The sequence below is a fragment of the Brevibacillus sp. HB1.1 genome (assembly GCF_013332445.1).
Taxonomy (GTDB): Bacteria; Bacillota; Bacilli; order Brevibacillales; family Brevibacillaceae; genus Brevibacillus; species Brevibacillus porteri.
This window is the reverse complement of the sequence record NZ_JABMIV010000011.1, coordinates 41766-67667: the sequence shown is the minus strand read 5'-3', so window position 1 is coordinate 67667 and position 25902 is coordinate 41766. Positions and strand designations below refer to the sequence as shown.

Sequence of the window (25902 nt, the reverse complement as noted above, 5' to 3'; positions counted from 1 at the left end):
TTATTGTGAAACTTACGAATCCATATCTCACCGTCGCCATTCCGATGACCGCCAACCTTGGTTTTACAAGATGAGTATAGATGGCTGATGTGACCGTTGTGTGTACATGAGATGGATTTGTAAAGAAAACAAACACCCGAAAATGGCTGAGGCCACTGAAAGAGTGGACTTTTTCAGTGGCCTCCGTATAGGCGGGGTGATTCTAATGGTCGATCTCACTTTCTCTTAATCTGACGATGGCTTGTGCCCGATTTTTCACCTGGAGCTTGCTAAAAACTTGATGCACATGCCCTTTTACCGTCCCCAGTGTGAGATGTAGCTTGTCCGCAATCTCCGAGTTGGATAACCCTTCACCGATCAGTGCCAGTACTTCCGACTCTCTTTCCGTCAATTTTTCCAATGCGGGGGATACCCGGATTTGAATATCTAGCGTAGGAAATTCCTTCTCTACACTTTTGAGCAGCATCGAAAGATAAGCCATCTCTTGCTTGGATACGTTTTTGCTTTTATAGAGCGAATAGAGCATTTTGGCAGCGCCAGGGCCTTCATCCAAAAAAGTGCGTACATAGCCTTCTGGCGCGGCTAACGTTACAGCCATGCGCATACACGCCGTCGCTTCATGATGCTGTTTTTGGATCATGTATGCTTGGCTGAGCAGAAGAAAGGCTTCAATCCTACTCCCGAGCCGATCCTTTATTTCCGCTTCGTGCTTTAAGCTGGTTAGTAGCATGATGGCTGCACTGTCGTTTTTTAAATAGATGTATGCCCGGGCCAACGTCATTCGCTCAAATTCATGTCGGGAAGCGACAATATCGACATTCATTTTCGTGTAAGGCTCGGCCCATTTTTCTATTTCTTCCCGTCGATTTTCTTCGATCCATAATCGGACGCGGAATGTTTCTACAAAAGACATCCAATGGGGAGGCGCATCGTGCTGACGGCATAGCGATGTGATTTCCTCCATGGCCAGCCACATCTCGTCGTTACGGTCCTCTGCTTTTCTCCATCGGGCCAAAGTCAAATACACGGGGACCAATACGCCAAAATTCAAGGAGATGGTACCTAACTGGATTGCTCGCGGTACAAAATATTTTAACTGCTCAAAATCATTTTTCTCATAATAGAGCTCAGCCATCACGATGGAACCGTAGGCTAATATGCCAAGACCACTGTGCTTCCAGATCGCCCGTAGTTTTGGATAGTATTCATTCACGTTGGACAAATACCCGCTCAAGGCCACACGACTACGCAGCACGTACGGCTCATCCGAATTCAGCTCTATACCGACGATGAAGTAGCGGCTGAATTTTGGCTTCATTTGAACTGATTCTTCCATATATTTGAGGGAAAGATCTACATTTCCCCGCATCACTTCGATATATCCCCGAAGCACACACATTTCTACTCGACAGTCGTCAAAGCTCCCATGATTGGTCCGTGTTGCTTCGTCAGCCAATTGAAGGAGGATTTCCGCCTGATCAATTTCGTTGGATACAGCATGCAGCCAAGCAAAAGCAATGCACAGCTCAGGGTTGCATTCCAACCAGGACTTCTCAAAGTAATTCATCCATCTGCGCAGTGTTATATTTTCGTACTGTTTCAACATCCACGGCGCATGTGCGACGATCAAACGGCTCGCCCGGGTCCAATCTTTTCCGAGAAACGCATGCTCAGTCGCCTCCATTATCCACCCGTGACTTTCAAACCAACAGCTTGCAGAGATATGTAGGGCAGGAAGCAATTCGTTATAGGTTTTCCTTACATGGGAAAGCAGAAGTTCTGCGAACAAATGGTGATAACGATACCACTCATTTATTCCATCCAGCGCGATGACAAATGAATTCGTTCTCTCGAGCATGCGAAGGATGTCGTGAGCGTCCGGCTCTCCGGTAACGGCTGCGCATAGATCTCCTGTCAGACGCGGCAGTATGGACGTTTTCAACAAAAACATCTGCACCTTTTCTGGAAGTCGTTTCAATACTTCTTCCGTCAAATATTCTCCGACATACTTATCGTTACCGGAAAATTGATGAATGACCTTAGACGCTTCAGGCTTTCCTTGCATGGATAAGGCTGCTAACTGCAAACCAGCAACCCATCCCTCCGTTCGTTTACTTAGCGAGCCAATATCTTGTTCTGACAGACTCAGACCCAGTTGCTCATGGAATAAGCGTCGACACTCCTCCTCATTGAACCGAAGAGTGTCTGAGCCCAGTTGCTTCAACTGTTTCCGAACGCGTAGACGGTGAAGGGCAAAAGGAGGTTCCTCCCGCGTAATCAGGACGACATGCATATAGAAGGAAGCATGCTGAAGCAGTGTCTGCAGTCCTTCATGAATGGAAGGTTCCTTAATGAGATGGTAATCGTCCAATACCAGATAAAAATCACGTTCAAACCCCGCAATTTCTTCGAGTAACACGGACATCAACTGCTCAGCAGAAGCCGTGTACTGTGGGTGGAGCACCGAGGAAGATTCTTTGCCCAAGTCTTCCTGAGCCATATCAATTGCCCTAGCAAAATATCGCCAAAAGCGCACGGGATCATTATCTGATTCATCCAGAGAGATCCAACCGGTCGGTTTGCCAGAATTTTGCGTCCATTGACTGACTGCTGTCGTTTTACCGAAACCGGCTGGCGCGCACACGAGAATCAATCTTGCAGCGCCCGCTTCATCGATTTCTTTCAATATCTGATGTCGAAGTAACAAGTCCGAACCATACTTCGGAACATGAAGCTTGGTTGCGATAAGTGGACTGTACGTTAATAAATCCATACGCATCTCCTGCCTAGAAGTAAAATGACATTCATGAAGGAAACATGGAAAGTAGCCTTGCTATCGATGACCTGAAGCGCAATGAGGTTGGCTAACGAGGAAAAAGAGTCTATATAAAGATAGGAAATATTGCTCAGATTAAAGATACAGCAAAGTGATCCATGAGTGGATATTTTTTTTATGAACGTTGCTTCCAAACAGAGAAAAACCCGACCATTACAGATGCCGGGTTTACTTTGAGTCATCTAAACATTCTGTTGATTCGTCTGGCTTCTATTGCGACTTTTTTACTGTACAGCCTTTTATCCTGTTTGAGTTGCAGCATCTTGGCACACTGGTGCGCCTTTCTCAAAACGTTACTGCTGTAGTTGTTTGTCGATTTCAACATCTGGTCGGCCCAGCGGTACGCTTCTCTAGCCAAAGACTCGTCGCTATCCTTCGCCTTCAAGCTGATATCCAACAAGGTCTCGCTCAAGCTTCTGCCCAAACCGGCACTCCTCCAGGAGGAAAAGAGTTTGAGCTCTGGCTCGCACTGTTTAACGCTGGCAAAAGCCTTGACCAAGTCCTGCTTGAGCAAATGGATTTCGGCCATTTTTAACCAAAGAAATACTTTGTCAAACGAATCTTCCTGTTCCGGGAGATCCTGTGTGAGATAGTGAAGTGCCTTGTCGTACTCTTCCAATTGTTTTGCCTGATGATACAGCAGAGAATAATTCTTTTTGTCAGAGCCCAGCTGCTCTTCTAGCTTCCCCAGTAATTCTCTGGCTTCTGCCCTATTACCGAAATCGCTTGCTCTGTCCATTAACGTAATCAAGGACTCATCCTCGAGATTGGCAGGGTAATTCCTTGCCTTGGATTGAAACCATCGTTCCATATGTTCAGCCGTATACATCGTTTCCAGCTCCTCTTTCTTATTCTGAAAGAAAGAGCTGATTCGGTACAGATCGTTCTCTTTGATATACGTGATCGCCTCTTCAATCCCCGCCGAAATGATATACTCGGTGTCAAAGCCATAGTAGGTATCGAAATTACTTAATTTGGCCTGCTCAAACAGTGGGATATGGTTCACATCCTTACACTTCGCCAACAAATAAGCCACAATGTCCATGGATTCATGTAATCCCTGATACGGATGGGATTTATGCATCTCAATCTCTTGGCTCATCAAATAGTGTAGGAACTCTTTGTCTGCTTCTGTCACAGTCTGATCGTATTGAAGCTGAACAATCAGTGCGTATCTTTTCAGCCCGTTCTTGTCATAACCGTATGCATCCTTACACTTGCTATATGCAAAAGAGCCCCAGATGTCTTTGGAATGTTTGATCAATGGCAATTGCTCGGGTATTTGGTGGATTTCCATATGCTATTCTCCTCTCCCCGGAATGGGACGGCAGCGCCTTACTCATCTTTTCCCATTCTAATCGTCTACATTTGACAATACAATTTTCAAAGTGGTTAAATGTAATATGTTTACATTTTTTCAGGAGGTGCACAAAATTGGAGCAACAACCGTCATCATCATCGGTACCGACAGAATTTTCTCCTCTTGTCCAACAAGAGCCACCAAAAAACATGGGGGATTTATCGAAATCGTACGACAGGGCGACGATTTTTTTCACGAGATGGGGAGCCCATGTTCTCGATCATATTCTTCTCGCTTGTTTTCTAATCGGATTACTCTCCCTTGGGATTTCCATTGATAAAGACGCCAACAGTCTTTACTTCTTCATCCTAGCCGCCATTATCCTATGTTCTTATTATGTACTGTTAGAAGGACTTACCGGATATACGATCGGAAAATTTACTTTTCGCATCATTGCTGTCAATGCAGAAGGACGGCCGCCGGGGTTATGGAAATCATTCATCCGTTCCCTCATTCGTCTATTCGAAGCAAATGCGTTTCTTCTAGGCGGGTTGCCAGCCGGTATCAGTGTGTTGGCTTCCGACAAAAAACAACGGTTAGGCGATCTAGCAGCGAATACATACGTCGTTAAGGTGAAGGATCTGAACAACGTCAGCAAAAAGCAAACAACCGTACTCGCTGTTGTCTTCTCCAGCGTTGCTGTTTTATCCATCATTGGTATGATTTTTGGGATAATCGATCTCGCATCAAGAACGCCTACCGAAGAAATTTTCTATAGCAAGGATAAAAAACTTCAAATAACAGCCCCTTCCGATTGGAGCAAGGATTCAGCCCTTCATGATGAGGCTGATATAGCCATCTCCAATCGAATCAGCGAAAAGTATTTACTAGTACTATCAGATGCCAAACAGAATCTCGACAGTTCATTCACACTTCAGGACTATGCAGACTTCGTTGAAGCAAACATTGAAGATTCAGTAGAAAATGTATCCGTTGATAAACCGATTCGTACCGTAGTAAATAACCAGGTCGCCATCCAATTCAATGCCAAAGGGGAAGGTGACGGCGTCAAAATCGCGTATATTGTGACAGTGTTCGAAACGCCTACACATTTTTATCAAATCATGGCTTGGACTGAGGAGAAAAGGTTTGATTCGCTCAAACAAGAACTGCAAAAGGTCAGTGCAAGTTTTCGCGAGGTAAAATAGCGACTGCCTTCTCCTCGGAAAAACACTCCATAGTTTCAATAAAAAAGGAAAAGAGGAGCTCTTCTTAGAGCTCCTCTTCGCAGTTCACCGTTTTCTTTCCTACACACACTATTTCTCTATCGGCTCTTTATCAATGGCCTTTTTGCTGGCTATTTGATTCCCCCACGGAGGTTCTGCTCTCATCAAGTGCCGTACAAAATAATCCCACTTTCTGCGGATAAAGTACGGTTCCAAAGAAAAGCCGTGATGTCGGTTGGGCAATAGCAGCATGTCAAAATCTTTATCCGCTTTAATCAGCGCATTCGCCATCCGAATCGTTTGGGAAGGATGCACATTTTCATCCATATCTCCGCTCACCAGTAAGAGCTTTCCTGTCAGATTGGCTGCCAGACGTGCATTGTCTTGATCCTTGTACAAGTCCGGGTCATACAGACCTTGATAGCGTTCCGCCCATGCTGCTATATACAGCCGTTGATCATGATTACCACACGCGGAAACCGCAGCTTTGTAAAACGCTGGAAATGAGAGCATGGCCCTTGTTGAAGCGTAGCCTCCCCCTGACGAGCCCCAAATGCCTACCCGATCAACATCCACATACGGGTAGCGCTCAGCCAATTGCCTTACCGCAGTCACATGGTCAAGCAAACCTCCTGCTTCCTCCAATTTTCCGTTCGAGATATCATGGAACCATTTAGAACGATAAGGTGTCCCCATTCCATCTAGGATCAATACGATAAAACCCAACTGCGCCAAAGATTGTCCACCACCCAGCGGGTCATGGCTTCGACCGGGATCGAGCGCGAAAGCTTTCGGCGTATTGATGATCTGTGGTCCCCCGTAAATGTAATCGACGACCGGATACTTGCGTGAAGGATCAAACGGGAATGGACGCAGCATCACCCCATAAAGATCCGTCACACCGTCTCGTGCTTTAACGGTAATCCTTTCTGGAAATTGGTACCCCATCTCGAGCAGCATTTCTACATCAGCGTGCTCCAATTCGCGAATCAGGGTGCCATCTATCGAGCGGAGAACAGAAACAGGCGGCAAATCAACTCGCGAAAACGTATCGACGAAATACTTCAGATTGGGAGAAAACACAACATCATGCTCTGCATCTTCTGGCGTCAGCAACGACAGACCCGTTCCATCCAGACGAACACGATACAGGTGTTGATAATAAGGATCGCGCCCCTCTTCTAGCCCCCCTCCAGTGATATACACCCATCCCTGCTGCTCGTCCACTGCCATCAATTTTCGTACCGTCCAGGAACCCGATGTGATCGGATTGCGAATTTCCCCCGTTTTGCCATCGCAATGGTAGAGGTGACTCCACCCATCACGCTCTGAGTGCCAGATGAACGAACCATCAACCAATAACCGAATATTCGGATTAGTTTCACCGAGATTATGCAGGTCTTGATTCAAAAACGTATCGCTTTGTTCCCGAAGTAGTGTGCAAACCTCACCGGAGCAAGGATCAGCCACGGAAAAATCGACAGAGCGAGCATCACGGGACATCCGGGCGAAATATACCTGTTTACTGTCGGCTGACCATCCGGCCATTTGCATCCCCGGAGTGAGGGGTGAGACTGGACATGCCAGTAAAGGCTCGTTTTCAATCTTAACTGTGGTTCGCCTTTCCAAATCACAGACGACCAGCTCAGCCAACGGTACGTGTGGATCGCCAACTAGTGGATAACGGTACGAGTGGAGTACCGGTCTGACTTCTTCGCCTTTCGGAACCGATTGAATCAGATACAAATTGCGCACCTTTCTTTGATCAAGCCGATGGGTCAACAGCATCTTGGAATCGGGTGACCAAATCGCTACTGGAGGAAGCTTTATGTTATTCAATCGCTCCCCCACCGTCGAGAGCCGACATTCAGGTTGGGTTCCGTAATCATAGTAAGCCTTGCCGTCGCGGGTTAGCCTGAAACGCTTTCCGGTCTCGAGTGACCGAACATACAAGTTGTGATCATATACGAACGCCACCCACTTTCCATCTGGAGACGGCAGTTCATCCATCGACGGCTTATCCACATGATCTATCGGCTTGCAGCTGTATTCCTGTAAATCACAGTTCCAGACAGTACCGCCCACCTTAAACTGGAATGACAATCCATTCTCGGTAAATAAAAGTTCCCCAAGTGGCAATGTTTCTGCGCTATACGTTTCTCCTGCCCTTCTTGACAAACAGACAGCTAATCGTGCGTGATCGAATGCTGGCTGACTCGTATTCTGTTCAGCATCTACGATCACATATTGCCTGCCAGTCCCCTTTTCCAAACGGATTTCTCGGATGTACCAGAACCGATTCCCACTGATCCAGTTTGGCCTGACAAAAGCATTGAATACTGCGTCGTAATAATTGGCAGGATGCAAGCGTTGTGCCCTCTCATACTGTTCCCCTGTGACAACATTCTCCATGTGAATCCCCCTCTTCCAAAGTGAGATACAAGAATCATGTGCTTCACAATTTCGAACTAGAAGTTTCCTTAATTATCCATTTGTTACATGCATATGTAAATCGCGAGATAATATATCTCTGAATTTACTTTTTTAGCACCGAACAAGTGATTTTTTTTCAAAAAGAAAGAGGCGCTCTCTCGCCTCTTCGCTCCTCATATAGATTACTCCACTTCCGCTATCATTGTTTGGTTCCTACCCGATCTCTTCGCTTTGTACATGGCCTCGTCAGCTACATGCATCAGATCTTCAGCAGAAACAGCATGGGAAGGATAGTGCGCAATGCCTTGTGACACGGTTAGCGGCTGCCCGATTGGATTTGTACTTGTTTCTAAGGTATGGCGTATTCGTTCGGCCACCTGATAGGCCTCCTCCAAGCCCGCATGGGAAACAAGGACAACAAATTCCTCACCGCCAAAGCGACTGCTCACATCTTCGGGCCGAAGTGATGAAGAAATCATTTCCGCAAAATGTTTCAACACCTCATCTCCAGACTGATGACCATACGTATCATTAATGGATTTAAATCGATCAAGGTCCATCATAATAAGAGAAAAGGGGATTTGCTCCATCATCCATTTTTGCATGGTTTCCTCGAGCGTTCTTCGGTTTGTTAGCCCTGTCAACGGATCTGTTCGCGCATCATGAGCCAACTGATCTGTCTGTTTTTTGATATCGTTTAATGTAAAACGAATGGCTCGAGTTAACAGCTCAGCCTCTCGATTCCAATGCTGTTTACCTTCGGAGAACTCCACCTCTTCTCTACCTGCCTTGCTCACAAGATCGGCCAGGGATACGAAAGGTCTTGCTACTTTGCGCGCAAGTCCAATCACAACTAGCATTAATAGTAGAAAGGGAGGCAGTGTATACAGCAAAACGCGTTGAATATCACGATTTACTTGTTCATAAACAACACTGATATTCGACACGACAACGACACCCCAGTCGTTCTCTGGAACCTTCACGTAGGCGGCCAATTCCGTCTGTCCCCTCAAGTTGACAATCTGTTCATAGCCACTTTGCCCTTGAGTGAGCTTCTGCACGGCTGGATTGGCACTGATATCCTCTCCGATCCGACTTTCATCACGATGGAACAACAAATAACCGTTTGATCCTACGATGTAGAAAGATGAACCTAACTCGTCCGTTGGGTTGCTCCCCAGGATGGTATTTAAAATGTTCTCTTCATGAAGATAAATCGTTCCCCCGATAAAACCACGGTAGATTCCGTCTTTATCAAAAATGGGTTCACTAATAAGCAAAATGAGACGATTCGAATGTGCAGTGATATAGGGTACAGAAATATAAGGCTTTTTTAATGCCAATACCGTTTTCCCCACATCCATTTTCAAATAGGTTCCTGCTGTACCAATTGATTCGGGAGACACACCTCGAACAAGCCCGGTTTCATCCACCACGATAATCGAATTAAAATAGTTGTTTGTACGACGTATCAATTCAAGCTTCCCATGTATTTCATCTGCATCCATCTCGTGCATATCGGAAAAGATGCTCGCCGAATACTGTAAGCTACTCCGCATGGATTTTATCAAAGCGTCTATGGTGTGACTCATTTTAAGTGCACTTGTGTGATTTAAGGTCAACGTCGTGTGAATCAGTGCCTGTTTTTTGGATTGATAGAATGAGATAAGTAGGATAGTAACAGTCAGTACAACGGATAAAGAGACTAGTCCTGTTAAAAGTGTCACTAGACTAATCTTTTTCGAGTGGTTTGCTTTCTTCTGTAAGACAGGCATCTGATGCCCCCTTGTATTTAGCCTATAGCTATTATGCAATAAATAACAAATAGTCTAACACTTGATAATATTCGTTTCAAGTATATAAGAAAGTTCAAACAGACGACTTTTGGCTTGAGGACATAAAAAAGCCACCTTTGTCAGGTGGTAGTTTTGTTCCTATCAATAGCGTAGGACATCATTATCTAGGAGACCCGAAAGCTTTGTCTTCTCATCCACATCGTTGCGACCCACTTTTCCCCATGGATCACTTGTGTCCCTGCATGCAAAGTGAACTCGTTTAATTCTTGATTGCTATAAAAATATTCAAAGTAGACAGCCATGCCTTTGGTAGGGAAAACAGATAAATTAAGCAAAGGGAACACCGTTCCTCCGCCTTGCTCCACATCATTCAAATACATTACGAGCGTACTAATGCGATTGTTCGTACTTGCTCGACTCGTTTCTGCAAAGAAATCATAATGGGGTTTATATTCTTGGCCAGGGGTATATCGTAGAACTTGCAAGCCATCACCATGTTCAATCGGAATGTTCATGATTTGGGAGATCCGCTTCTCGATTCTTGTAATCGTCTCCGTCTGCTCGCAGAACACCCCGCTGCTCGTTCGAATAGAATTGACTGAACGATCTTCGCCTATTTTTGAACGTTGCAATCGTTCTCTGGAATGTTCGATTAGCTCATCGCATTCGCTATCGCTAAGCACATTTCCTAACACGACAACCAGTGGTTCCTCATACTTAGTAAGAATTCGAATCTCTCGATCTTCTGTCTTGATCCTATTTCCAGTATGATCAAAAATCGTCCGTTCTTTCTCTGTCGTGTGCCCTTTCACCCTATGCACCCCATATATATGACATCCATCGCAAAAAATAGAATATCATAAAATGAGTAATTCCAATCTGTAAACTTTAGAAAAATAAAAATATTTTTAACTCTCACTCGATGCTGATTGACTTATGAACAAAACCCGTCTCCTATATGATAAGAGACGGGTTTGTACGTTATTTTCATGCCTCTTTTTGTTTTTGAACGTGGTACGTATTCTTCCGGAATACACTGATCATGTATCCGCATACCCCGCCTATAAGAGAAGGCAGCAACCAGCCCAAACCTACGTCATACAGTGGTAGGTACTGAGTAAAATAATGATAGACAACACTGTTTTCGAATCCAGCAGCCTTTAAGCCATCAAACAGACTAATCAGAAAAGTGAAAAGTAAACTTCCTTGATACACTTCTGGTCTGCCATTGAATGCTTTGTGCAGAAACGTCAAGAAGAGTAACGAGATCGCAATCGGATACATGGTCATTAAGATCGGAACGGAGACCTTAATGAGTTGCGTTAATCCAATATTGGCAACGAGTGTACTGAAAACAGACAAAATAACCGCGAATTTTTTGTAAGAGATCTTCGGAAACCATGCATGAAAAAAGGAAGAGCAGGCTGTAATAAGTCCTACACTAGTAGTCAAACATGCCACTGTAATCATTAATCCCAATAAAATGGCACCATAAGAACCAAAGTAGTAATTCGAAACTTTCGCCAAAACTTCAGCACCATTTTCTAAGTGGCCCAACTTTTCTACACTAGAGGCACCCATAAAGGAAAGTGCGGTATAGAAAAGTGCGAGAAGTAAACCGGCTATCATTGTTGCTTTTGCGCACGCAGCCAATACTTGTTTTTTTGCAGTAACTCCCTTTTCTTTAATCGCATTCACGATGATCATTCCAAAAACAAAAGCTACAAGCGCATCCAATGTTAAATACCCTTCTTGAAAACCCTTGAAAAATACATGGGATGTGTAATCTGCTTGCGGGGCTTGAAGGGCTCCAATTGGATAAATAATAGCCGTTACTGCAATAATTCCAATAAACGTTAATTTAATTGGAGTTAAGATTTTTCCGACTACATGGATAATTTTCATAGGATTGAGCGATAAGAAGCAGGCAATTGCGAAAAACAGGATGGTAAATAGAATCAGCGGTGCCGGACCTGCCTGTTCTGATAGGAAAGGCTTTACCCCAATATCAAACGATACATTGCCTGATCTCGGTATCGCAAAAAACGGACCGATTGCTAGATATAGAACAATCGTGAATACCATTCCGAATACGGGATGCACGCGACTGGCTAAAGAGCGCAAGTCGTCTTTTCCCGAATAAACAAAGGCTGTGATCGCTAACAAAGGTAACCCGACCCCTGTAACTAAAAAACCTGCATTGGCTATCCATACATTTGTTCCTGCTAATTGGCCAAGCATGGGCGGAAAAATTAAATTACCCGCTCCAAAAAACAAAGCAAATAACATGAATCCTATCGTAACTACAAAAGAAAGTGGCGCTTTCTGTGACACAAAAATCCTCCTAATTGTTCTCTATCTCTCATTCATCAATGTTCATTCAGATGGTTGCTTACCCAACCCTCATTTATTCATTCTGATACTATACTCTAAATAAACATTCTTTTCAAACACACGTAACTCAAAGTACCACTCCGCTTGCAAGAGAAAGACACTCCAATCGCTATGGGCTCAGTTACTCCAAGTTGCCGGAAATCAAGCTTACACCCCTGATACAGTTTACTACAAGCACCCCTATTGTCGCAGCAGGAAGTACCTTCCCTGGAATAAGCCGCCATTAACCAAATTTATATATTTCAGAAAATATTTATTTTTCTTAACTTGAAATGAATTGTCAATTTTCCTTATAATTACAACTAAGCCTTTTCTTTATAAAAAAGGTCATATAATTCCACTTCTATGGAAAGGAGCTGTAAACTCATGAAGAAGGTCGTAAAAGTAGCAGTAAACAAGAACAAACAAGTGCAAGAAATGAAAGCGCTGAAATGGCGTGTAGTTGTTGATGTGTGCTTGTAAGAGAATCAAAAAGCATTCGTGATTTCCATAAAATTATAAAAACTAGGAAGGACGGGATTGCCCATGAAAAAGGTAGTGAAAGCACAACTTTCTAATAATCAAAACGTTCAAGAAATGAAATTGCTTCCTCTTCCAATTTTAACAATTGCATGTAGAATGTAATCAATTGTTCAAGAGCACCTCGTGTGCTCTTGAATTTTTTGCATAAAGTTCTCACTTTCCAGGCAGTAAGCAAACATGACGGGATGGTGCAGTTTATGAATCAAGCGCATTTGTTGGAAAGATATCATCAGTTGAGAGAGCTTGCCGAGGACGCAGACGCATGGCTAGAATCAGAGATCGGTTCCGATCTATGGGTGGATGGAATTAACGTATTTTTAACGGTATCACCAGAGGATTTTATTGAGGGACTTGAGCAATTCGAGGGTAACTACGGTTTTAACAACCATGGAATTGTAAGCGATATACGTCAATTTCAACGTTTTTGTAGAGAAGCAGCAGCGGATGGTGAATTTCCTTTATATCAGGCTCTAGCAGTTGGGATGACCTGGTTAAGCTTGCAGCCTCAAATAAACGGCGGCTATTTCAATTTGCCCGTTCAAATTACCAATCACTCCATCGCTTTGTTGTTAAGCCCAACCTATTTAGCTGTTTGGGCACATAGTTACAATGAAGGGATTGGATTATACTTAGATCTACATTCGACGCTACCAACATTATTCCGACCAGAACATGGACGGATCTATCAAAATGCAGGATCGTATTTGGAAGGAAGTCACATCAAGTTTCCTTTTCAAAACTACTTCCACGAAATTGCTCATATCCTCTTCTTCCATGACGTCTACCAACGTGTACTGGGGAGCGAAGACGAATGCAGAAGCTACTGGACACATATCGAAGCATGCATTTATGGACTTGAGGAGCAGGTGCTCGCTGAAATGATGGAAGTGCAACCAGATTTGCATGCCATTGATGATGGATTCGGAAGTAGTAAAGGATTCGAGGAGTTCATCTCTTATCGATTTGGAATTCTCGGTGCTTTAGAGGATAGATCGATACCAAAAGACACGGTTCGAACGTACATCAAAAGAAACATGCAATTAGGCGAAGCGAATGAAAACATCCCTGATAATGAGGTAAAAGCGAGGATTCTTGCTAGTCATAAGCTAGATGAGGAACAATTACAAGAACTCGATACTCACTGCAAGTCATTTGCTACGGCATTGCAGGTACATAGCTTGTGGGGAATCAAAAGCTATCAACGAAACTCGATTCCAGCGTTTCGTGAAGTGGTAGAGCTACTCTCTCCTGATGCGTACTGCCTACAAAAACTCGAAGAATCCCTGCGACCAGATTCATGGAGTACATTAGAAGATTTGTTATCGAAAAATCCTTTTGTTGAGATATGCTCTCAAACAAGAGAAAAAAATATTCAAGTATGGAACTGGCGCGATACCCTGTCTCGATTGGCAGAGATGCGCGGATATTTGGCAAACGCTAATGAACCTGGTTATGGTGAGACCAATCAAGAGCTATTTGGGATAGCGAAGCGTTTGGCGAAGGTAATTCACGAGGAGAAACAAAAAGTGGGCCTGGAAGAGCAGTATGAAATCCAGTACGCCGACTTGAACCGAGAAATTAGCGAATCATTAAACCGATTGCCAAACGTGGAAGTACGCGATCATTTGCACAATCTTCTCTCCAAACCGTATTACTTTGTTTTGGAGCCCAATTAATAGCTGATAATGAGTCAAAGACCGGCGATATTTACTATGTTGGTCTTTGTTTTTTTATGTAATGAACGGGATATCCTCCTTTACTCCCTCCCTGCATCAACCTGTCTCTATCTGCAACTCATTGTTAGGCTGTTGAATCATTTGTTTTGCCCCTCCCCTAGTTTTTATCCTTTTTTTAGAAATCGTTTAGGGTTTGTTTTGAAATTACGTTTAGGATGGGGGTAAGCAAATTATTCAGAGGGGAGAGGCTTTTGCGTGCTTGAGAAACTTCCTAAAATTTGGTGGGGATTATTTCTTGTATCGCTAGTGGTTATCCTTCCATTTATGGCTCCCTATTTAACATTAGATCCTGCAAACAGCCGCATAACGATTATTTCCGGTTCTCTTCAATATCCTTTATTAGTTGCTCATATCGTTTCTGCTTTCATTGCTCTTCTCACTGGCTTTTTCCAGTTTGTCGACCGAATTCGCCTAAAGAACCCAAGGATACATCGTTTTCTTGGGAGAGTTTATGTGTACAGTGTGTTTATTAGCGGACTTCTCTCTTTAGCAAGTATCTTTTATGCAGAAAATTTCATGAAGGCAACAAGCTTCCTTGTCTTATCTTTCGCTTGGCTTTTCACATGCTGGAAAGGGTACCTTACCGCAATCAACAGGGAATATGAGGAACACCGAAAGTGGATGATTCGCAGTTTTGGAATGACATTAGTTGCCATAAGCGCGCGTCTATTGGTGCCAGTATTACTCCTTCTTTACTTTATTCTACACGGTTTTTCTCTTCCGCAAGGTATGGAAACCGTCATTGGAGAGGTATTGAATGTAAATATTTGGGCTGGGCTTATTCTTAATTTTGTTGTTGTCGAATGGGCTATATTGAGGAAATAGGCTTGCTTAGTCACGCCACATGGGCGATGGAGCTGTAGCGCAAAGAAGGACTGTCTCGAGCGTTGAATCGGGACAGTCCTTTTTATAGAAGAAAAACGCAGATCTAGATATATTTTACCGGCACACAAATATCAACGACGTACCTGGCCCCTACTTGCCCACCTGTATAGGTATTCGTTCGTAGCATAGACGATCATCTGATACGTATCCACTCTGTGGCAGCCATGTGACGACACGGTTGATTCGTGATCGGTATTCGTGAGACACGGCTATCCCTCCCAGATTCAGAAAACGAACGAGGAAAGTGACCTAGAAGTAAGAGTTCCGATGCAGACTGCGTTTGCTTTTTTCAAGTGTCTTGATCATCAAATACTTTTGTACGCCCTTGGATTCGGCAATGGCTAGTTGGCCGTATTGTTCTGCTTCTGCCATGTTTCCTTGATGATAGGCCACTTCAGCATCGAGTGACAACTCGTAGATACGATTCTTGATCTCGGATCGGTGTTGTTTGTAGGCATCTTGGTTGTTATTTAGTAGTGCTAAATGTGCGGAGTAATAGTTTCGATGCTCTGATGAATCAATCTTATTGAGTGCTTTTTCTACAAATCGTAGTTGCCGCGATGGAGTTCTACCACTACGGTGATGTAGGCGCGAAGTTTATCGGATGTGATTTTTGCCAGTTCTTTTTCGGCTTCCACCTCGTTGTCATGTAGATAGGCGTACAAGAAACGATAGTAAGGTTGTTTTGAATGTTTTACGTAGTGTTCAACTGTATTCAAGTTGGTGCTGAATTTAAAAATATACAGGTCTTTGCCGATGAGAAGGACCATGGTTAGTAGGTTTCGTAGAGTGGAAGACATATTCACAAGTAGAAAATCGCATGTTCGATGTCACTCTAATAGAAAATCCTCTTCAAGAAGAACAACAAATTGATCCTGCAAAGATTAATCAACTACAGTTGAAAGATTTGTTAGAAATTAGCGACTTAGACGAGATTGAGAGTTTAATAATTGAACTGAAACAATTTTTAAAAATAGCAGAAGCAAAAAAATTCTTTTGGAAGCAGAAGAACTAATTGAAGGAAGGTGATTTACGGTGAATAATCAATGGAGAACCAGAATTAGTAACAGCGTAAGTCAACTTAAATCTGGTAGTGTAGCTTAGTTAAAACAAATTCAACTCAAAATTGGTCAACTTTATCGAATCCCCAAAAGCGAAAATTAGGTAAAGAAATTTATGAAGAAGTGCGTACTGGGTATTTTAAAAATATTAGATTTCATCGTAAGAACTCAGCAAATCATGAATATAATGAAATCTTATAAAGTTAATTAAAAAGCCAAGATCTTATAGAAAGGCGAAAAGGGGTAGACGTTCACTCTACACCTTTTTATAAAAGAATATTTGTAATTGGACGAGGAAATAGTGTTTTACCCTCTTTCTTGTATAAACAGCGGCAGCCTGGCTTCAAATTACTTTATAATTAAAGTAATACTAAATAAATTAATCCACCATAAAATATCCTCATCATTAATTCAACTTTTTTTTGTTTATTATCTAAACCCACTCATACTCGAAGAATTGACTGAACGATAAAAATACCCCACCTTAATAGATGAGGTAATTTATTTTGTAACAGGTTGGTAAAAGTTAGTTTTTTGAGTATTTGTGAATTGTATATCTTTAAACGTTTACCTCTAGAATATCTTCTTCATCTATCCAATAATCAATCAACTTTGTTAATGGTTTAGCATAATTTGCACCAAGTGGTGTTCCTAATTCAAACTGTTCATCCAATCCCCCTTTACTAAAATTTGCTGAGCCCATGTACCCTTTTTCTGCATCGACTAATAATAACTTTGCATGAAACCATAATCTTTCATTTTCATACGTACTTGCTTCAAAGAATCTCATATTTTTATTTTTGAACCTTTGTTTTAAGAAAGTGAAAGCCTTATAATTTGTTTGTAAAGTTAAATCGCTCGTAATCCAATCGATTCTAATATTTTCTCTGTTCTTAACCAGCGCTTCTAAACTTATCAAGAAATGATTTATACCAGCTTCTGAAAAATAAGGTGAAAAGAAAATTAATCGTTCCCTACCTGTGAGTATTAAATCCCGTACCCAAGAGTTTAAATGACTAAACGAACAAGAGATGTTTTTCGGTACGTTTCTTCCACTAGGAAGAGTCCAAAGTAATTTTTCTCCTTTATTATCGATATCCACAAAATTTACTTTTAGTAATAATTCGATCGATTCTAACACTCTTTGAAGAAGATTATCATCTAAAATCGTATATTTCACACCGTTTTTCTTAAGTAATTCAGACTCCTCAAGTAGTCTAAACAAACTTTGGGCAACCTGGCTATCTATTTTGTTAAAGTTTAAGCTAAGCCAATCTTCTAATGAAAAGCCATCGTTTCGATAGCGAGCTCCAAGATAACGAAATATTCCAGCCCATCCTATGACACTATTCTCGCATTTGCTTCGCTTAAATAATATTGCTAACTCTTGTATCTTCAATTAAATCCTCCATTGATTTATTACATCATCGACCTCTTTAGAGAAGTACCCCAATACCTCAATAGTCTCATGGTAGTCTTTTATTATGCCGCCTGTTAGGATATTTCTACTTAAACCGTGGTTAAAATGACGGCATGAAAACTTCAAGTATTGACATGCATGACAGGCACCTTGATGTTCCCTACAAACCGGATCGAATAAACAGGTATGTGACTTATCATATGAACTTTTTAACCACCTTGATAAATCATTTTCAAAAGCTGCAATTAGAGCCCCCATTCCACCTCCTTGTAATTTAGAAACATAAATTGCTCCTGACAACGAAGATGGAAATAAATATTCTGATAAACTATCTACGTCCAGCCCAATAAGTGTTTTTCCTGACTGCAAAAGGACATGGAGATAAGTATGCAGTAGGCGAAAAACCATAATTGAGACAAGATTTCTTTTGTCATCCAAGAAGTCTTTGGGTGATAACCTGGAGATTTCTTCTTCTCTAACATCCGAAAAAATAAATTGGCTGTATAAATAGCTTTGAGCTTTTTCCTTTGATTTCGGAATAAATTTTCTGTTATTGATAAAATTGTTAACTTGCAACCAGGCTAATACCCTTCTAGGATCTAGTCTAAAAATAATAGCCTCATTTTCATTCTTAAGTACTGGAATAACTGTTTTATCTTTCCCTTTTACTTTTTGTTTAAAAGGATTAAGCACCGATTTCTTACGATCAAAAGATTTTCTTGTAAATCCAATTGCCATCGAAACAACTGGGAATCTTTCAAGCAACATTACATCTTCTAAACCATAACTATTCAACAATGACTTTGCGTTAAGAAACTCAGTTTGTTGAGTATAATTACATTTTTCTTCTGATTCCTTTATTTTATGATCAATTGTCCTTCCTTCGTTTTCATACCAAGAAAAGATGAATTCGTGTAAAGATCGATCCTTAATTATTTGTTCGTTTGGTACCTCACTTCCAAATAAAGTGTCAACTTCCACTACAATTTTTTCCTCTGTTGAATTTAAGTCTGAAAGACTTAAGCCTGCAAGTTGTAATACCATTTCCCTTTGAGCATCATTTGTAGCTTTTTCAAGCATTTTTTTTATTGTTTCATTTTCACTACTAGATTCAAAATTCTCTTTAAACTTATCAACTTTTATTTCTTTTAAACCAAGCAGAGCACCCATTTGAATACAGTGAAAGTTTGGGTTCTCCAATCTCTTATTTAGCATACCGTTCTCAAGATTAACAAAAGACCTTATTGCAGGATAGTGCACATCTCCATCCGCTAAGTGTGTTCCTCCTAAGAATCTGCGGTTATTCATTGAACTTGGTAAAGGTAAGTTAGTCATCTTGGTGCCTAACTCACCAAGTGATTTTCCAGTTTTATAATTGTACCAAGTCGCTGTAGTGAATCTACGAGTATCAAACATCCGGATTCCATCTAGTTTTTCTTTCCACGTCTGTTCATCATTGTATTTAACCTTTATAGGTTGTAAATCTCCGTTGGCATGTATTAAAGCATAAGGATATTGTTGTAGTTTTCCTTTTTTGCAAAATTCACAGGTCATCTGGGGATTTTGTTTAATTAACTTATCTGTATCCGAATATACATGTGTATTTCTACAAGTACTATTATTACAGTATAAAACTAGTGGAAAAACTTCACAGTTAACTTCTTCAATCTCTCCAATAAACCACATATCATCTCTATTTGGATAAACATTATAGTTGAGCTCTTGATTAATTGACCAGTCTTCAATAAATTTTTGGGCATTTTTTAATAGGTGCTCAGAAGCTTCATTTAACTCACGAAGTCTTAGATCCTTCACTATGAACCACATACCATTTTCCATAAAGACAGCACCAGGTAGATAATTAAATAAAACTTGGCTTCGTCCTCGTTTTACGTTTGGCATTCTTCCCCCTCCTTTAAATATTCCTTACTAAAGTGCCGAAGTTTTTAATATTACTGCAGTCTCCGGCGTAGAAAGTAAAGGTAACCCTTCCTCAATATCCCTAAAGCTGGTGATTGGGTTGAGGACCTTTTCATCCTTTATTTTTGTGGTAATAGGAGAGGAAGTTAGTATATGATCCTTTTCGTTAAATATCTCCTCAATTACCTCATTAGCTTTTTCTCGAGATGTTAGCGAGAAATATTCATGATTAGTACCAATAATACTTTTCAATTGATTAATTAACTCGTCCGTTATATGAACTCCTCTGGTTGTCAAATTAGCAATATATTTTTGATACTCACCACAACTGTAGATAGTTTTTTCGTGTTTCTGTGAATGTAAGCACAAAAGTAATCCTGATAAAATTCCGGGTATTGTCCTTTCAATCGCCTTAATTGCCATACGGTTGATCGGGACAGGATCTACTAATCTATCTAAAAACGTGTGATTTTGTATAAAGTATTGGTATTGAGAACGTTCTCTTAAATCATTTGGTCTAAAACTCACAACAACTAAACCAGCATGAGTTCGTGCCGATCGGCTACTTGCCTGGATATATTCAGCTTGTTTTGAAGGCATACCAGCCATAAAGAAAGCATTTATTCGTTCTAGATCAACTCCGTGGCTAATAAGACTTGTCGCTATTAGTGTATGAAGCTTGTCTTTATACTCTTTTCCATGACCTTCTGACTCAATTCTATCAATTGCAGCAACAATTTTATCCATATCATTTTCACCAGTTAACATTTCCACTTGCAAATCAAATTCTTGATCACTATCACGCCTTAAAGATGGAGTAGTTGTCTCATTTATCCTTCTCTTAACATCATGCCCCATTGATTTTTGGTTGACATAAACCACTGAAAGATCATAATTTGATAAAAAATCCTCAAATTGATCTTCAGATGTAATACTTTTTAGCCCAATTTCCTTCCATGCACAAGAGGCAGTACTATAGAGCCTTTTTATTTCTCTATGATAAAGATACAGGCATCTTCCTATTACTTCTTCTTGCGATCTTGTATGGGGCAGAATGCCTAAGTAGAGGCGACGTAATATTTCTGGGCTACTCGTTGCATAGAAGGATTCGCCATTTTTATACCCCATTGAGGGATATTTTCTTGGCGGTCGAGTATACAGGTGATTAATGTGGTGCTCATATGACTCTATAGTAGCAGTGGCCGCTATTACTTTTGGCAAATGATATTTTTCCCTACCAAAAGTTCTTGCAAGTTCATTTAATACCCCTTCATAATGCCCATTTAAAGCGCCTAGTTCTTCTTTTAACAAGTGCAACTCATCTTGAATCAAGAAGAATGGTACTGGATCATAAAATGCTTCTTTGAGAGTTTGTGTTTTTGCTTTATTTGATGGAGTCACTTTCGCTTCACATGAATTGTAATTATCATATGCACCCACTATACAACGATCTGAAAAATACCCATGCTTTTCACAGCGTCCCCCAACTTGACCAAAAATATGAACAAATTCTCTATATCTTCCTAAGATTGCAAGCTTATCAACGGTACCACAAAGAACACTCGGTACATATCTGTACGTTTCCGAATCAGTTAAATATATAGGCAGCGAACCCTGAAGTACAGGGCTTTGATAAACAAAGCATTCTGGATTAACACATTTATGAAGGATCTTCCAAGCAGTATTATCAAAGTCAAGATTCAATTTTCCATTGCACATCGGACACTTATGAAGTAACATTGCTTTAATTTTGTTGCTTTCTGTTTCAAAATACTTTTTCTTTTTGTTTTCACTTAGAAAGTTATCAGTATTTCCTCCTCCGGCAAAAAATCCAATTGAAAATGGGACTCCTTTTCCGTTAAGTTCAGAATTATTTTGTCTATATTTTTCAGCAACAATCAAAACTTTTGCTAATCGGTCTAATTGGTTTTTAGATAACATTCTTAAGGGAAACCTTATCCATGTTGAAACGCCTATTTTTTTCCCTCTTAACCGATCAAAAAATAAAGCACAAACGATTAAACCAAGATAAGCCTCTGTTTTACCACCACCTGTGGGAAACCAAAGTACATCGGCATACTGAGCAGATTTTAAAATTTGTTCCTTCTTGTTTTCACTATTTGGCATTTCCCTTAAGTACAGACTTGGAAGTATTCTAACAATAAAAATTATCTGGAATAATCTCCATGATGTGTACTTACCTTTTCCCGATTCCTTAAAAATCTCATTCATTATGTTAAAAGCAGACATCAACCGTTTATCTCTATTAAGTACATATATTCCTAATTCAAATGACTCAATCTCCTCTATAAATTCATTCATATCTTTTCTACAGCTTTCAACTTCCTCATCAGTTCTCAACGATTGTTCTTCGTCTCCCCCATTATCGATGTATTCCCTCCAATCACTTAAATAGTCCCTCATTCTTGAAGCAACATCTTTTAAAAAATAATTTACTTTTTCAGGTGTTGTTAGATCATCAAAACTAACAGATAGATCGCCCCTAGTCCTGTAAAGTTTTTGAAAATAAACAGGAACTGTTTCACTTCTTATTCCTTTTTTCGTGTTTTCTCCAACACAATTTATTCCTTTAACACTGTAATATTTGTTGTACTTGTAATCTCTAGGTGCACCATCGAATTCAAAGGCAATATGCTCACCATGAACTATTTCTACTGATATTTCACAGTCAAAAAATTCTAATGAATGCCCTGTCGGTATTTCGCCAAGTTCTTTATTGGGTATTGATGTTTGATTAATTAATGATGTAACAAACCTCGTCAATAGTTGGCTATTTTCATCTTTGTATATACGTGGTTCAACTACAAGTGAAGCACTCCAATTTGGAAATGTAACCTCGGAACTCCTAATGCTGTTTAGCCACTCTCCAAAGGATTTCTCATTTTCCGGTCGGTTTATCAAAGATATAGTTCCTGTTTTTGATATTAACTCATTTTTAACAGCAAATAAGTCTTCCCAGGTGCCTGCTTTTTGTATTGCTTCAAATATATACTGCCCCAAGTCTAATTTATGAGATAATAATCTCTCATGATCTATATCAAATTCAATATTTTCAAATTCAACTTTAATCTGCCTGTATTTTTCTAATAATTTTAGTCCATCCTCCTTTTGTTTTTTATTATCATTACCTTGATCCGATTCAACTTCTTGCTCATCATATATATTTTCATTTTCAAGTTGGTTCTCACTTGCCTCATCTTGATTAATTAAGTAATCCAATGCCTTTAACTGTTCAGTATATGTAGGAAAAATTCGCGGGTATAGTTTAAAAGAACCTGAAACATTGACAACCACTTTTTCGTCAATAGGTTTAACTAAAAATTCCAAACCTATGTTGCAGTTTTTTGCTAAGCTTCTGAAAACAGGCTGTGGATCAATATTATTATTTTCTTCCGACAGTTGCTTTTTAAATTCAGAATCGGGAAATAATACCCCTGAATAGAATCTTCTTGATGGCTCTTCACCAACAACCTCAAAATCATTTCTTCCAAGCATCCCAAGTTTTAAAACTTCTTGCATGTGTGTTACGAAACGAATTTCGTCATTAACTCTTTGTTTATTGGACAACTTGAATCAATCCTTTCCGCAATAAGTTATCGATGGTTTCTTCACTGATCTTTTTATAAAGTATTTCTTGTGGCACCTTATACTCTATTTCTTTATCAATATCAATAATTTCTTTAAGTTCCAAAACATCTAGCACGTCATCTAGCGGTATGCGAATTTCTAATCCTAGATCAATCCATTCGGTTTTTTGATGTTTATAAGGTGAAATCAAAGCAGCCTGTTCAATTATCAATTTACCTAATGCTCTTCCAAGTTGAATATGTATTGTCCAAAGCTGCCTCATAGCCTTATAAATTAATTTCCATCGATCAATGAAGCGCTTATCCCCAATAACTAATGCAACTGCTCTGACCGTCTTTTCATCTCTTACTAACGTAACATTACCTTTAATCCAACTAGCTACTGCAAATTTTGAGGAAATTGATCCGCCTTTTTCACGTACTGCCTGAAGAATTTGTTCATATGTTTCTGACCTATATTGGTTTTCATTATGATATTTGTGCCATAGTAAATTAGTCATTTCTTTCCATTCGGCAGTATTTATTTGTATCCACTTCATTGCCAAAGTGTTAGAAGCAAGTCCAAGAACTGTATCAAATAGTTCTCTTCTCTGATGTTTTTTTAATTTGACCCAAATATCTCCTTTCTGTAATTCTAGAGGATGTAAATCATCAACTTGTTCTTCCTTGATCTTCTTTATTTTCAAACATGAATCTTGTTCCATTGAGCAAAAATAATTTAATAGAGTATTAGAGTGATTTATGTCCCTAGCAGAAATTTTTATTGCCTTACAATAATATTCGGGAATGTTTATGTCTTGATTAAAATACTCTTCTATAAATTTATCTTCTTCAAATATTTCTTCATAGTCATTATCATTTTCCGTCATCATTTCTAGTAGTAGTTTTTCGTCAAATAATGAGTCTACTTTAATATTTTCATAATCATTTGATTTTTTATTAAGTAGAGTAGATACTTTAAACTCACTGTATTTTACTATTACTTGTGAAAGCTGATTTTCCTGAAGTTTATTTATTTTAAAAAAGTTGTAAAATAACTCCCCCATCTTTTCTTTATAAGAAATGTTCTCTTCATAAACTTTTCTGATTTGATTTTTAACAATAAGAGTCTCAGTGGGAAGAGTCAGAAAGTAAATATCAGTGTTATTAGATAAAAAGAAGGAACTAAGATACTGTTGTTTCCAGGGTGTTGCTAGTATCACTTTTTTGGGGTGCTCACTCTGTTCTAGATAAATTTCTTTTAATTGATTTTTAGCCCATTCCTCTTGAGTTATCACTTTTAAGTGTTCAAGCTTATCTCCGCTTATCCCGTTATACTTAAGCCATGTTTTCAACTCAACAGCTACAGTTTTATCATCTACAATCACCATAATTTTACTTTCTTCTTGAAAGATGTTAATAAGCTCTGTTATGGCTTCACCTTTTGGGCTATTCTTTTGCATTTTAAGAAATGAATAAATATCATTTATACATTGTTGAAGCTGAGGTAACAAATTTTCTATAATTATTTTTTCTTCATAACTTTCATTTGGGTATTTGGCTGCTCTCAAAATCAACTCTTCAATAGTTGGTTTTCCTTCCGCACTTCTAGCTCGCTCGTACCATTCCAAAGGAACAGACAAAGAACACAATTTCATTAATATATTTGATAGTCGTAAAAAGGGTTTAGGTTTTGAACCATCTTTTGTCTTCGAACTAGAAATAAGCATATAGGCAGTACTCATGAGTTCTTCCAATGTTTTGATAACAGAGATTTTTGTGATGGAAATGGAACTAATAATATCTTCAATAAATGGTAAGGACGCATGAAGGTTCCAACAAGCAGTTACAGGATTAAAAGAGCTGTTCTCATCTATATAAAAGGATTTTTTCATTCTCCCAAGATTGAAATGGTCGATAGCTAAAACATTAATTATTTTCGTAGTTACACTTTGATATAAATTATCATCATATAGAGGAGCTATAACAATAACATGATTTGCATTTCTTTTTGCCCAGTCAATCAACTCATTTGCTCTTTTCCTATGACGATATGGTAATAGGTCAACCATAATTATTGCAGGTCTTTTTTCTAAACTATCCGGTAAAAAGTACCTCACAGCCCTAAACAATGCAATCCATGGAAGGCTTCCGTCACTCAATTTTTTTCCATTTTTCTTCAAACTTTTTCTTTTGTTAAAATTAAATTCTTTAAACTTTCCTGCTTCTAATGTATACGTATTAATATGATCTCTAAGATGTGTCCCTGCAACTGACGTTCTCCATATATGTGAAAGCAATTCGATATTATCAGAAAGTATTAAGATTCCTTGGGATTCTTCAAATCTAGCCTCTAGTAAAGGTGAAAGGCTTTCACCAAGGTGTTGAAATATTAGGTGATATGAAAGAAAAAGGGGGTAAGCATACGAAAAAGGTGGGACTAGTAATGCGATGTCACCACTATTTTTCTTATCTTTAGAAAGCAAAAAAGCTTTTAGCGAGATAGAAAGAATAATATTATCTATACCTGAAGGAAGAATACGTGATTCAATAATATCATTGTCTGTTGCTTCAAAATTTTCGTAACCCTTCAAAGTCTCTATTAATCCAAATCTATCGTGATTTAACATACCTCTTCCAAGATCATGTGCCGAAAACTCAGTCAGTTCATTAAAATACTCACAATTTATTTGTTTAGGTAATATTGCTTGAAAAGCCCTTTGTCTATCCTGATTTGACAATTCTCTCCCCATGGTAACCACCTTTTTAGTAAAATTGTCCTAATC

General features: G+C 39.7%; 16 protein-coding genes and 1 pseudogene. 5 read left to right on the top strand and 12 right to left on the bottom strand.

What is annotated here, in order from left to right:
* Positions 1 to 202: 202 nt before the first annotated feature.
* Together HPY27_RS30450 and HPY27_RS23985 are read right to left on the bottom strand one after the other, a co-directional pair.
* On the bottom strand, positions 203 to 2773 hold the full coding sequence (locus HPY27_RS30450) for a winged helix-turn-helix domain-containing protein (RefSeq protein ID WP_174226144.1): 2571 nt from the start codon (positions 2771 to 2773) through the stop codon (positions 203 to 205).
* Positions 2774 to 3014: 241 nt separating this feature from the next.
* Positions 3015 to 4133 (bottom strand): hypothetical protein, encoded by a 1119-nt coding sequence (locus tag HPY27_RS23985; RefSeq protein ID WP_173623904.1) that lies wholly within the window; start codon positions 4131 to 4133, stop codon positions 3015 to 3017.
* 137 nt (positions 4134 to 4270) lie between these two features.
* Here HPY27_RS23985 and HPY27_RS23980 point away from each other — a divergent pair, with 137 nt between their 5' ends.
* Entirely contained in the window at positions 4271 to 5344 is a 1074-nt protein-coding gene (locus HPY27_RS23980) for an RDD family protein (RefSeq protein ID WP_174226143.1), read from the top strand.
* Positions 5345 to 5452: 108 nt separating this feature from the next.
* On the opposite strand, the gene HPY27_RS23975 is transcribed toward HPY27_RS23980, so the two are convergent.
* The 4 genes from HPY27_RS23975 to brnQ form a co-directional block, all read right to left on the bottom strand.
* Positions 5453 to 7774, bottom strand: a complete 2322-nt coding sequence (locus tag HPY27_RS23975) for a S9 family peptidase (RefSeq protein WP_173623906.1) — start codon at positions 7772 to 7774, stop codon at positions 5453 to 5455.
* A 203-nt stretch (positions 7775 to 7977) separates the two neighbouring features.
* Complete coding sequence (locus tag HPY27_RS23970) at positions 7978 to 9570, bottom strand: sensor domain-containing diguanylate cyclase (RefSeq protein ID WP_173623907.1); 1593 nt, start codon at positions 9568 to 9570, stop codon at positions 7978 to 7980.
* A 185-nt stretch (positions 9571 to 9755) separates the two neighbouring features.
* Entirely contained in the window at positions 9756 to 10403 is a 648-nt protein-coding gene (locus HPY27_RS23965) for a 2OG-Fe(II) oxygenase (RefSeq protein WP_017251696.1), read from the bottom strand.
* Positions 10404 to 10578: 175 nt separating this feature from the next.
* A complete protein-coding gene (brnQ, locus tag HPY27_RS23960) occupies positions 10579 to 11925 on the bottom strand; it encodes a branched-chain amino acid transport system II carrier protein (protein ID WP_174226142.1) in 1347 nt (448 codons plus the stop codon).
* Positions 11926 to 12704: 779 nt separating this feature from the next.
* On the opposite strand from brnQ, the gene HPY27_RS23955 reads away from it, so the two are divergent.
* Complete coding sequence (locus HPY27_RS23955) at positions 12705 to 14183, top strand: hypothetical protein (RefSeq protein ID WP_254612982.1); 1479 nt, start codon at positions 12705 to 12707, stop codon at positions 14181 to 14183.
* Positions 14184 to 14438: 255 nt separating this feature from the next.
* On the top strand, positions 14439 to 15068 hold the full coding sequence (locus HPY27_RS23950) for a DUF2306 domain-containing protein (protein ID WP_174226140.1): 630 nt from the start codon (positions 14439 to 14441) through the stop codon (positions 15066 to 15068).
* A 309-nt stretch (positions 15069 to 15377) separates the two neighbouring features.
* Here the strand turns inward: HPY27_RS23950 and HPY27_RS30410 are convergent, their stop codons facing one another.
* Positions 15378 to 15500 (bottom strand): hypothetical protein, encoded by a 123-nt coding sequence (locus HPY27_RS30410; RefSeq protein ID WP_256436659.1) that lies wholly within the window; start codon positions 15498 to 15500, stop codon positions 15378 to 15380.
* A 167-nt stretch (positions 15501 to 15667) separates the two neighbouring features.
* Complete coding sequence (locus HPY27_RS30220; protein ID WP_254612981.1) at positions 15668 to 15898, bottom strand: hypothetical protein; 231 nt, start codon at positions 15896 to 15898, stop codon at positions 15668 to 15670.
* 50 nt (positions 15899 to 15948) lie between these two features.
* On the opposite strand from HPY27_RS30220, the gene HPY27_RS23940 reads away from it, so the two are divergent.
* Both HPY27_RS23940 and HPY27_RS30675 read left to right on the top strand, forming a co-directional pair.
* Positions 15949 to 16143, top strand: a complete 195-nt coding sequence (locus HPY27_RS23940) for a hypothetical protein (protein ID WP_174226139.1) — start codon at positions 15949 to 15951, stop codon at positions 16141 to 16143.
* Between the two features lie 109 nt (positions 16144 to 16252).
* A pseudogene (locus HPY27_RS30675) lies at positions 16253 to 16390 on the top strand (DUF1413 domain-containing protein); the annotation flags it as partial.
* A gap of 358 nt (positions 16391 to 16748) precedes the next feature.
* Here the strand turns inward: HPY27_RS30675 and HPY27_RS23930 are convergent.
* Genes HPY27_RS23930 through HPY27_RS23915 form a run of 4 tightly spaced genes read right to left on the bottom strand, consistent with a single transcriptional unit; the run spans position 16749 to position 25869 of the window.
* The gene (locus tag HPY27_RS23930) at positions 16749 to 17588 is read right to left on the bottom strand and encodes a phospholipase D-like domain-containing protein (RefSeq protein WP_174226136.1); all 840 of its coding nucleotides are present in this window, start codon (positions 17586 to 17588) and stop codon (positions 16749 to 16751) included.
* Entirely contained in the window at positions 17589 to 19511 is a 1923-nt protein-coding gene (locus HPY27_RS23925; protein ID WP_254612980.1) for a hypothetical protein, read from the bottom strand. It lies immediately after the preceding gene.
* 27 nt (positions 19512 to 19538) lie between these two features.
* Complete coding sequence (locus tag HPY27_RS23920) at positions 19539 to 23117, bottom strand: helicase-related protein (RefSeq protein ID WP_254612979.1); 3579 nt, start codon at positions 23115 to 23117, stop codon at positions 19539 to 19541.
* A complete protein-coding gene (locus HPY27_RS23915; RefSeq protein ID WP_174226135.1) occupies positions 23107 to 25869 on the bottom strand; it encodes a DrmE family protein in 2763 nt (920 codons plus the stop codon). Before HPY27_RS23915 ends, HPY27_RS23920 begins: the two co-directional genes overlap by 11 nt.
* Positions 25870 to 25902 lie beyond the last annotated feature (33 nt).

Excerpts from the sequence above, each read along its gene's own strand:
- HPY27_RS23925 (WP_254612980.1), bottom strand. The coding sequence starts at position 19,511 with ATGCCAAACGTAAAACGAGGACGAAGCCAAGTTTTATTTAATTATCTA.
- HPY27_RS23940 (WP_174226139.1), top strand. The coding sequence starts at position 15,949 with ATGTTCGATGTCACTCTAATAGAAAATCCTCTTCAAGAAGAACAACAA.
- HPY27_RS23915 (WP_174226135.1), bottom strand. The coding sequence starts at position 25,869 with ATGGGGAGAGAATTGTCAAATCAGGATAGACAAAGGGCTTTTCAAGCA.
- HPY27_RS30410 (WP_256436659.1), bottom strand. The coding sequence starts at position 15,500 with ATGGCAGAAGCAGAACAATACGGCCAACTAGCCATTGCCGAATCCAAG.
- HPY27_RS30450 (WP_174226144.1), bottom strand. The coding sequence starts at position 2,773 with ATGGATTTATTAACGTACAGTCCACTTATCGCAACCAAGCTTCATGTT.
- HPY27_RS30220 (WP_254612981.1), bottom strand. The coding sequence starts at position 15,898 with ATGGTCCTTCTCATCGGCAAAGACCTGTATATTTTTAAATTCAGCACC.
- HPY27_RS23975 (WP_173623906.1), bottom strand. The coding sequence starts at position 7,774 with ATGGAGAATGTTGTCACAGGGGAACAGTATGAGAGGGCACAACGCTTG.
- HPY27_RS23970 (WP_173623907.1), bottom strand. The coding sequence starts at position 9,570 with ATGCCTGTCTTACAGAAGAAAGCAAACCACTCGAAAAAGATTAGTCTA.
- HPY27_RS23985 (WP_173623904.1), bottom strand. The coding sequence starts at position 4,133 with ATGGAAATCCACCAAATACCCGAGCAATTGCCATTGATCAAACATTCC.
- HPY27_RS23955 (WP_254612982.1), top strand. The coding sequence starts at position 12,705 with ATGAATCAAGCGCATTTGTTGGAAAGATATCATCAGTTGAGAGAGCTT.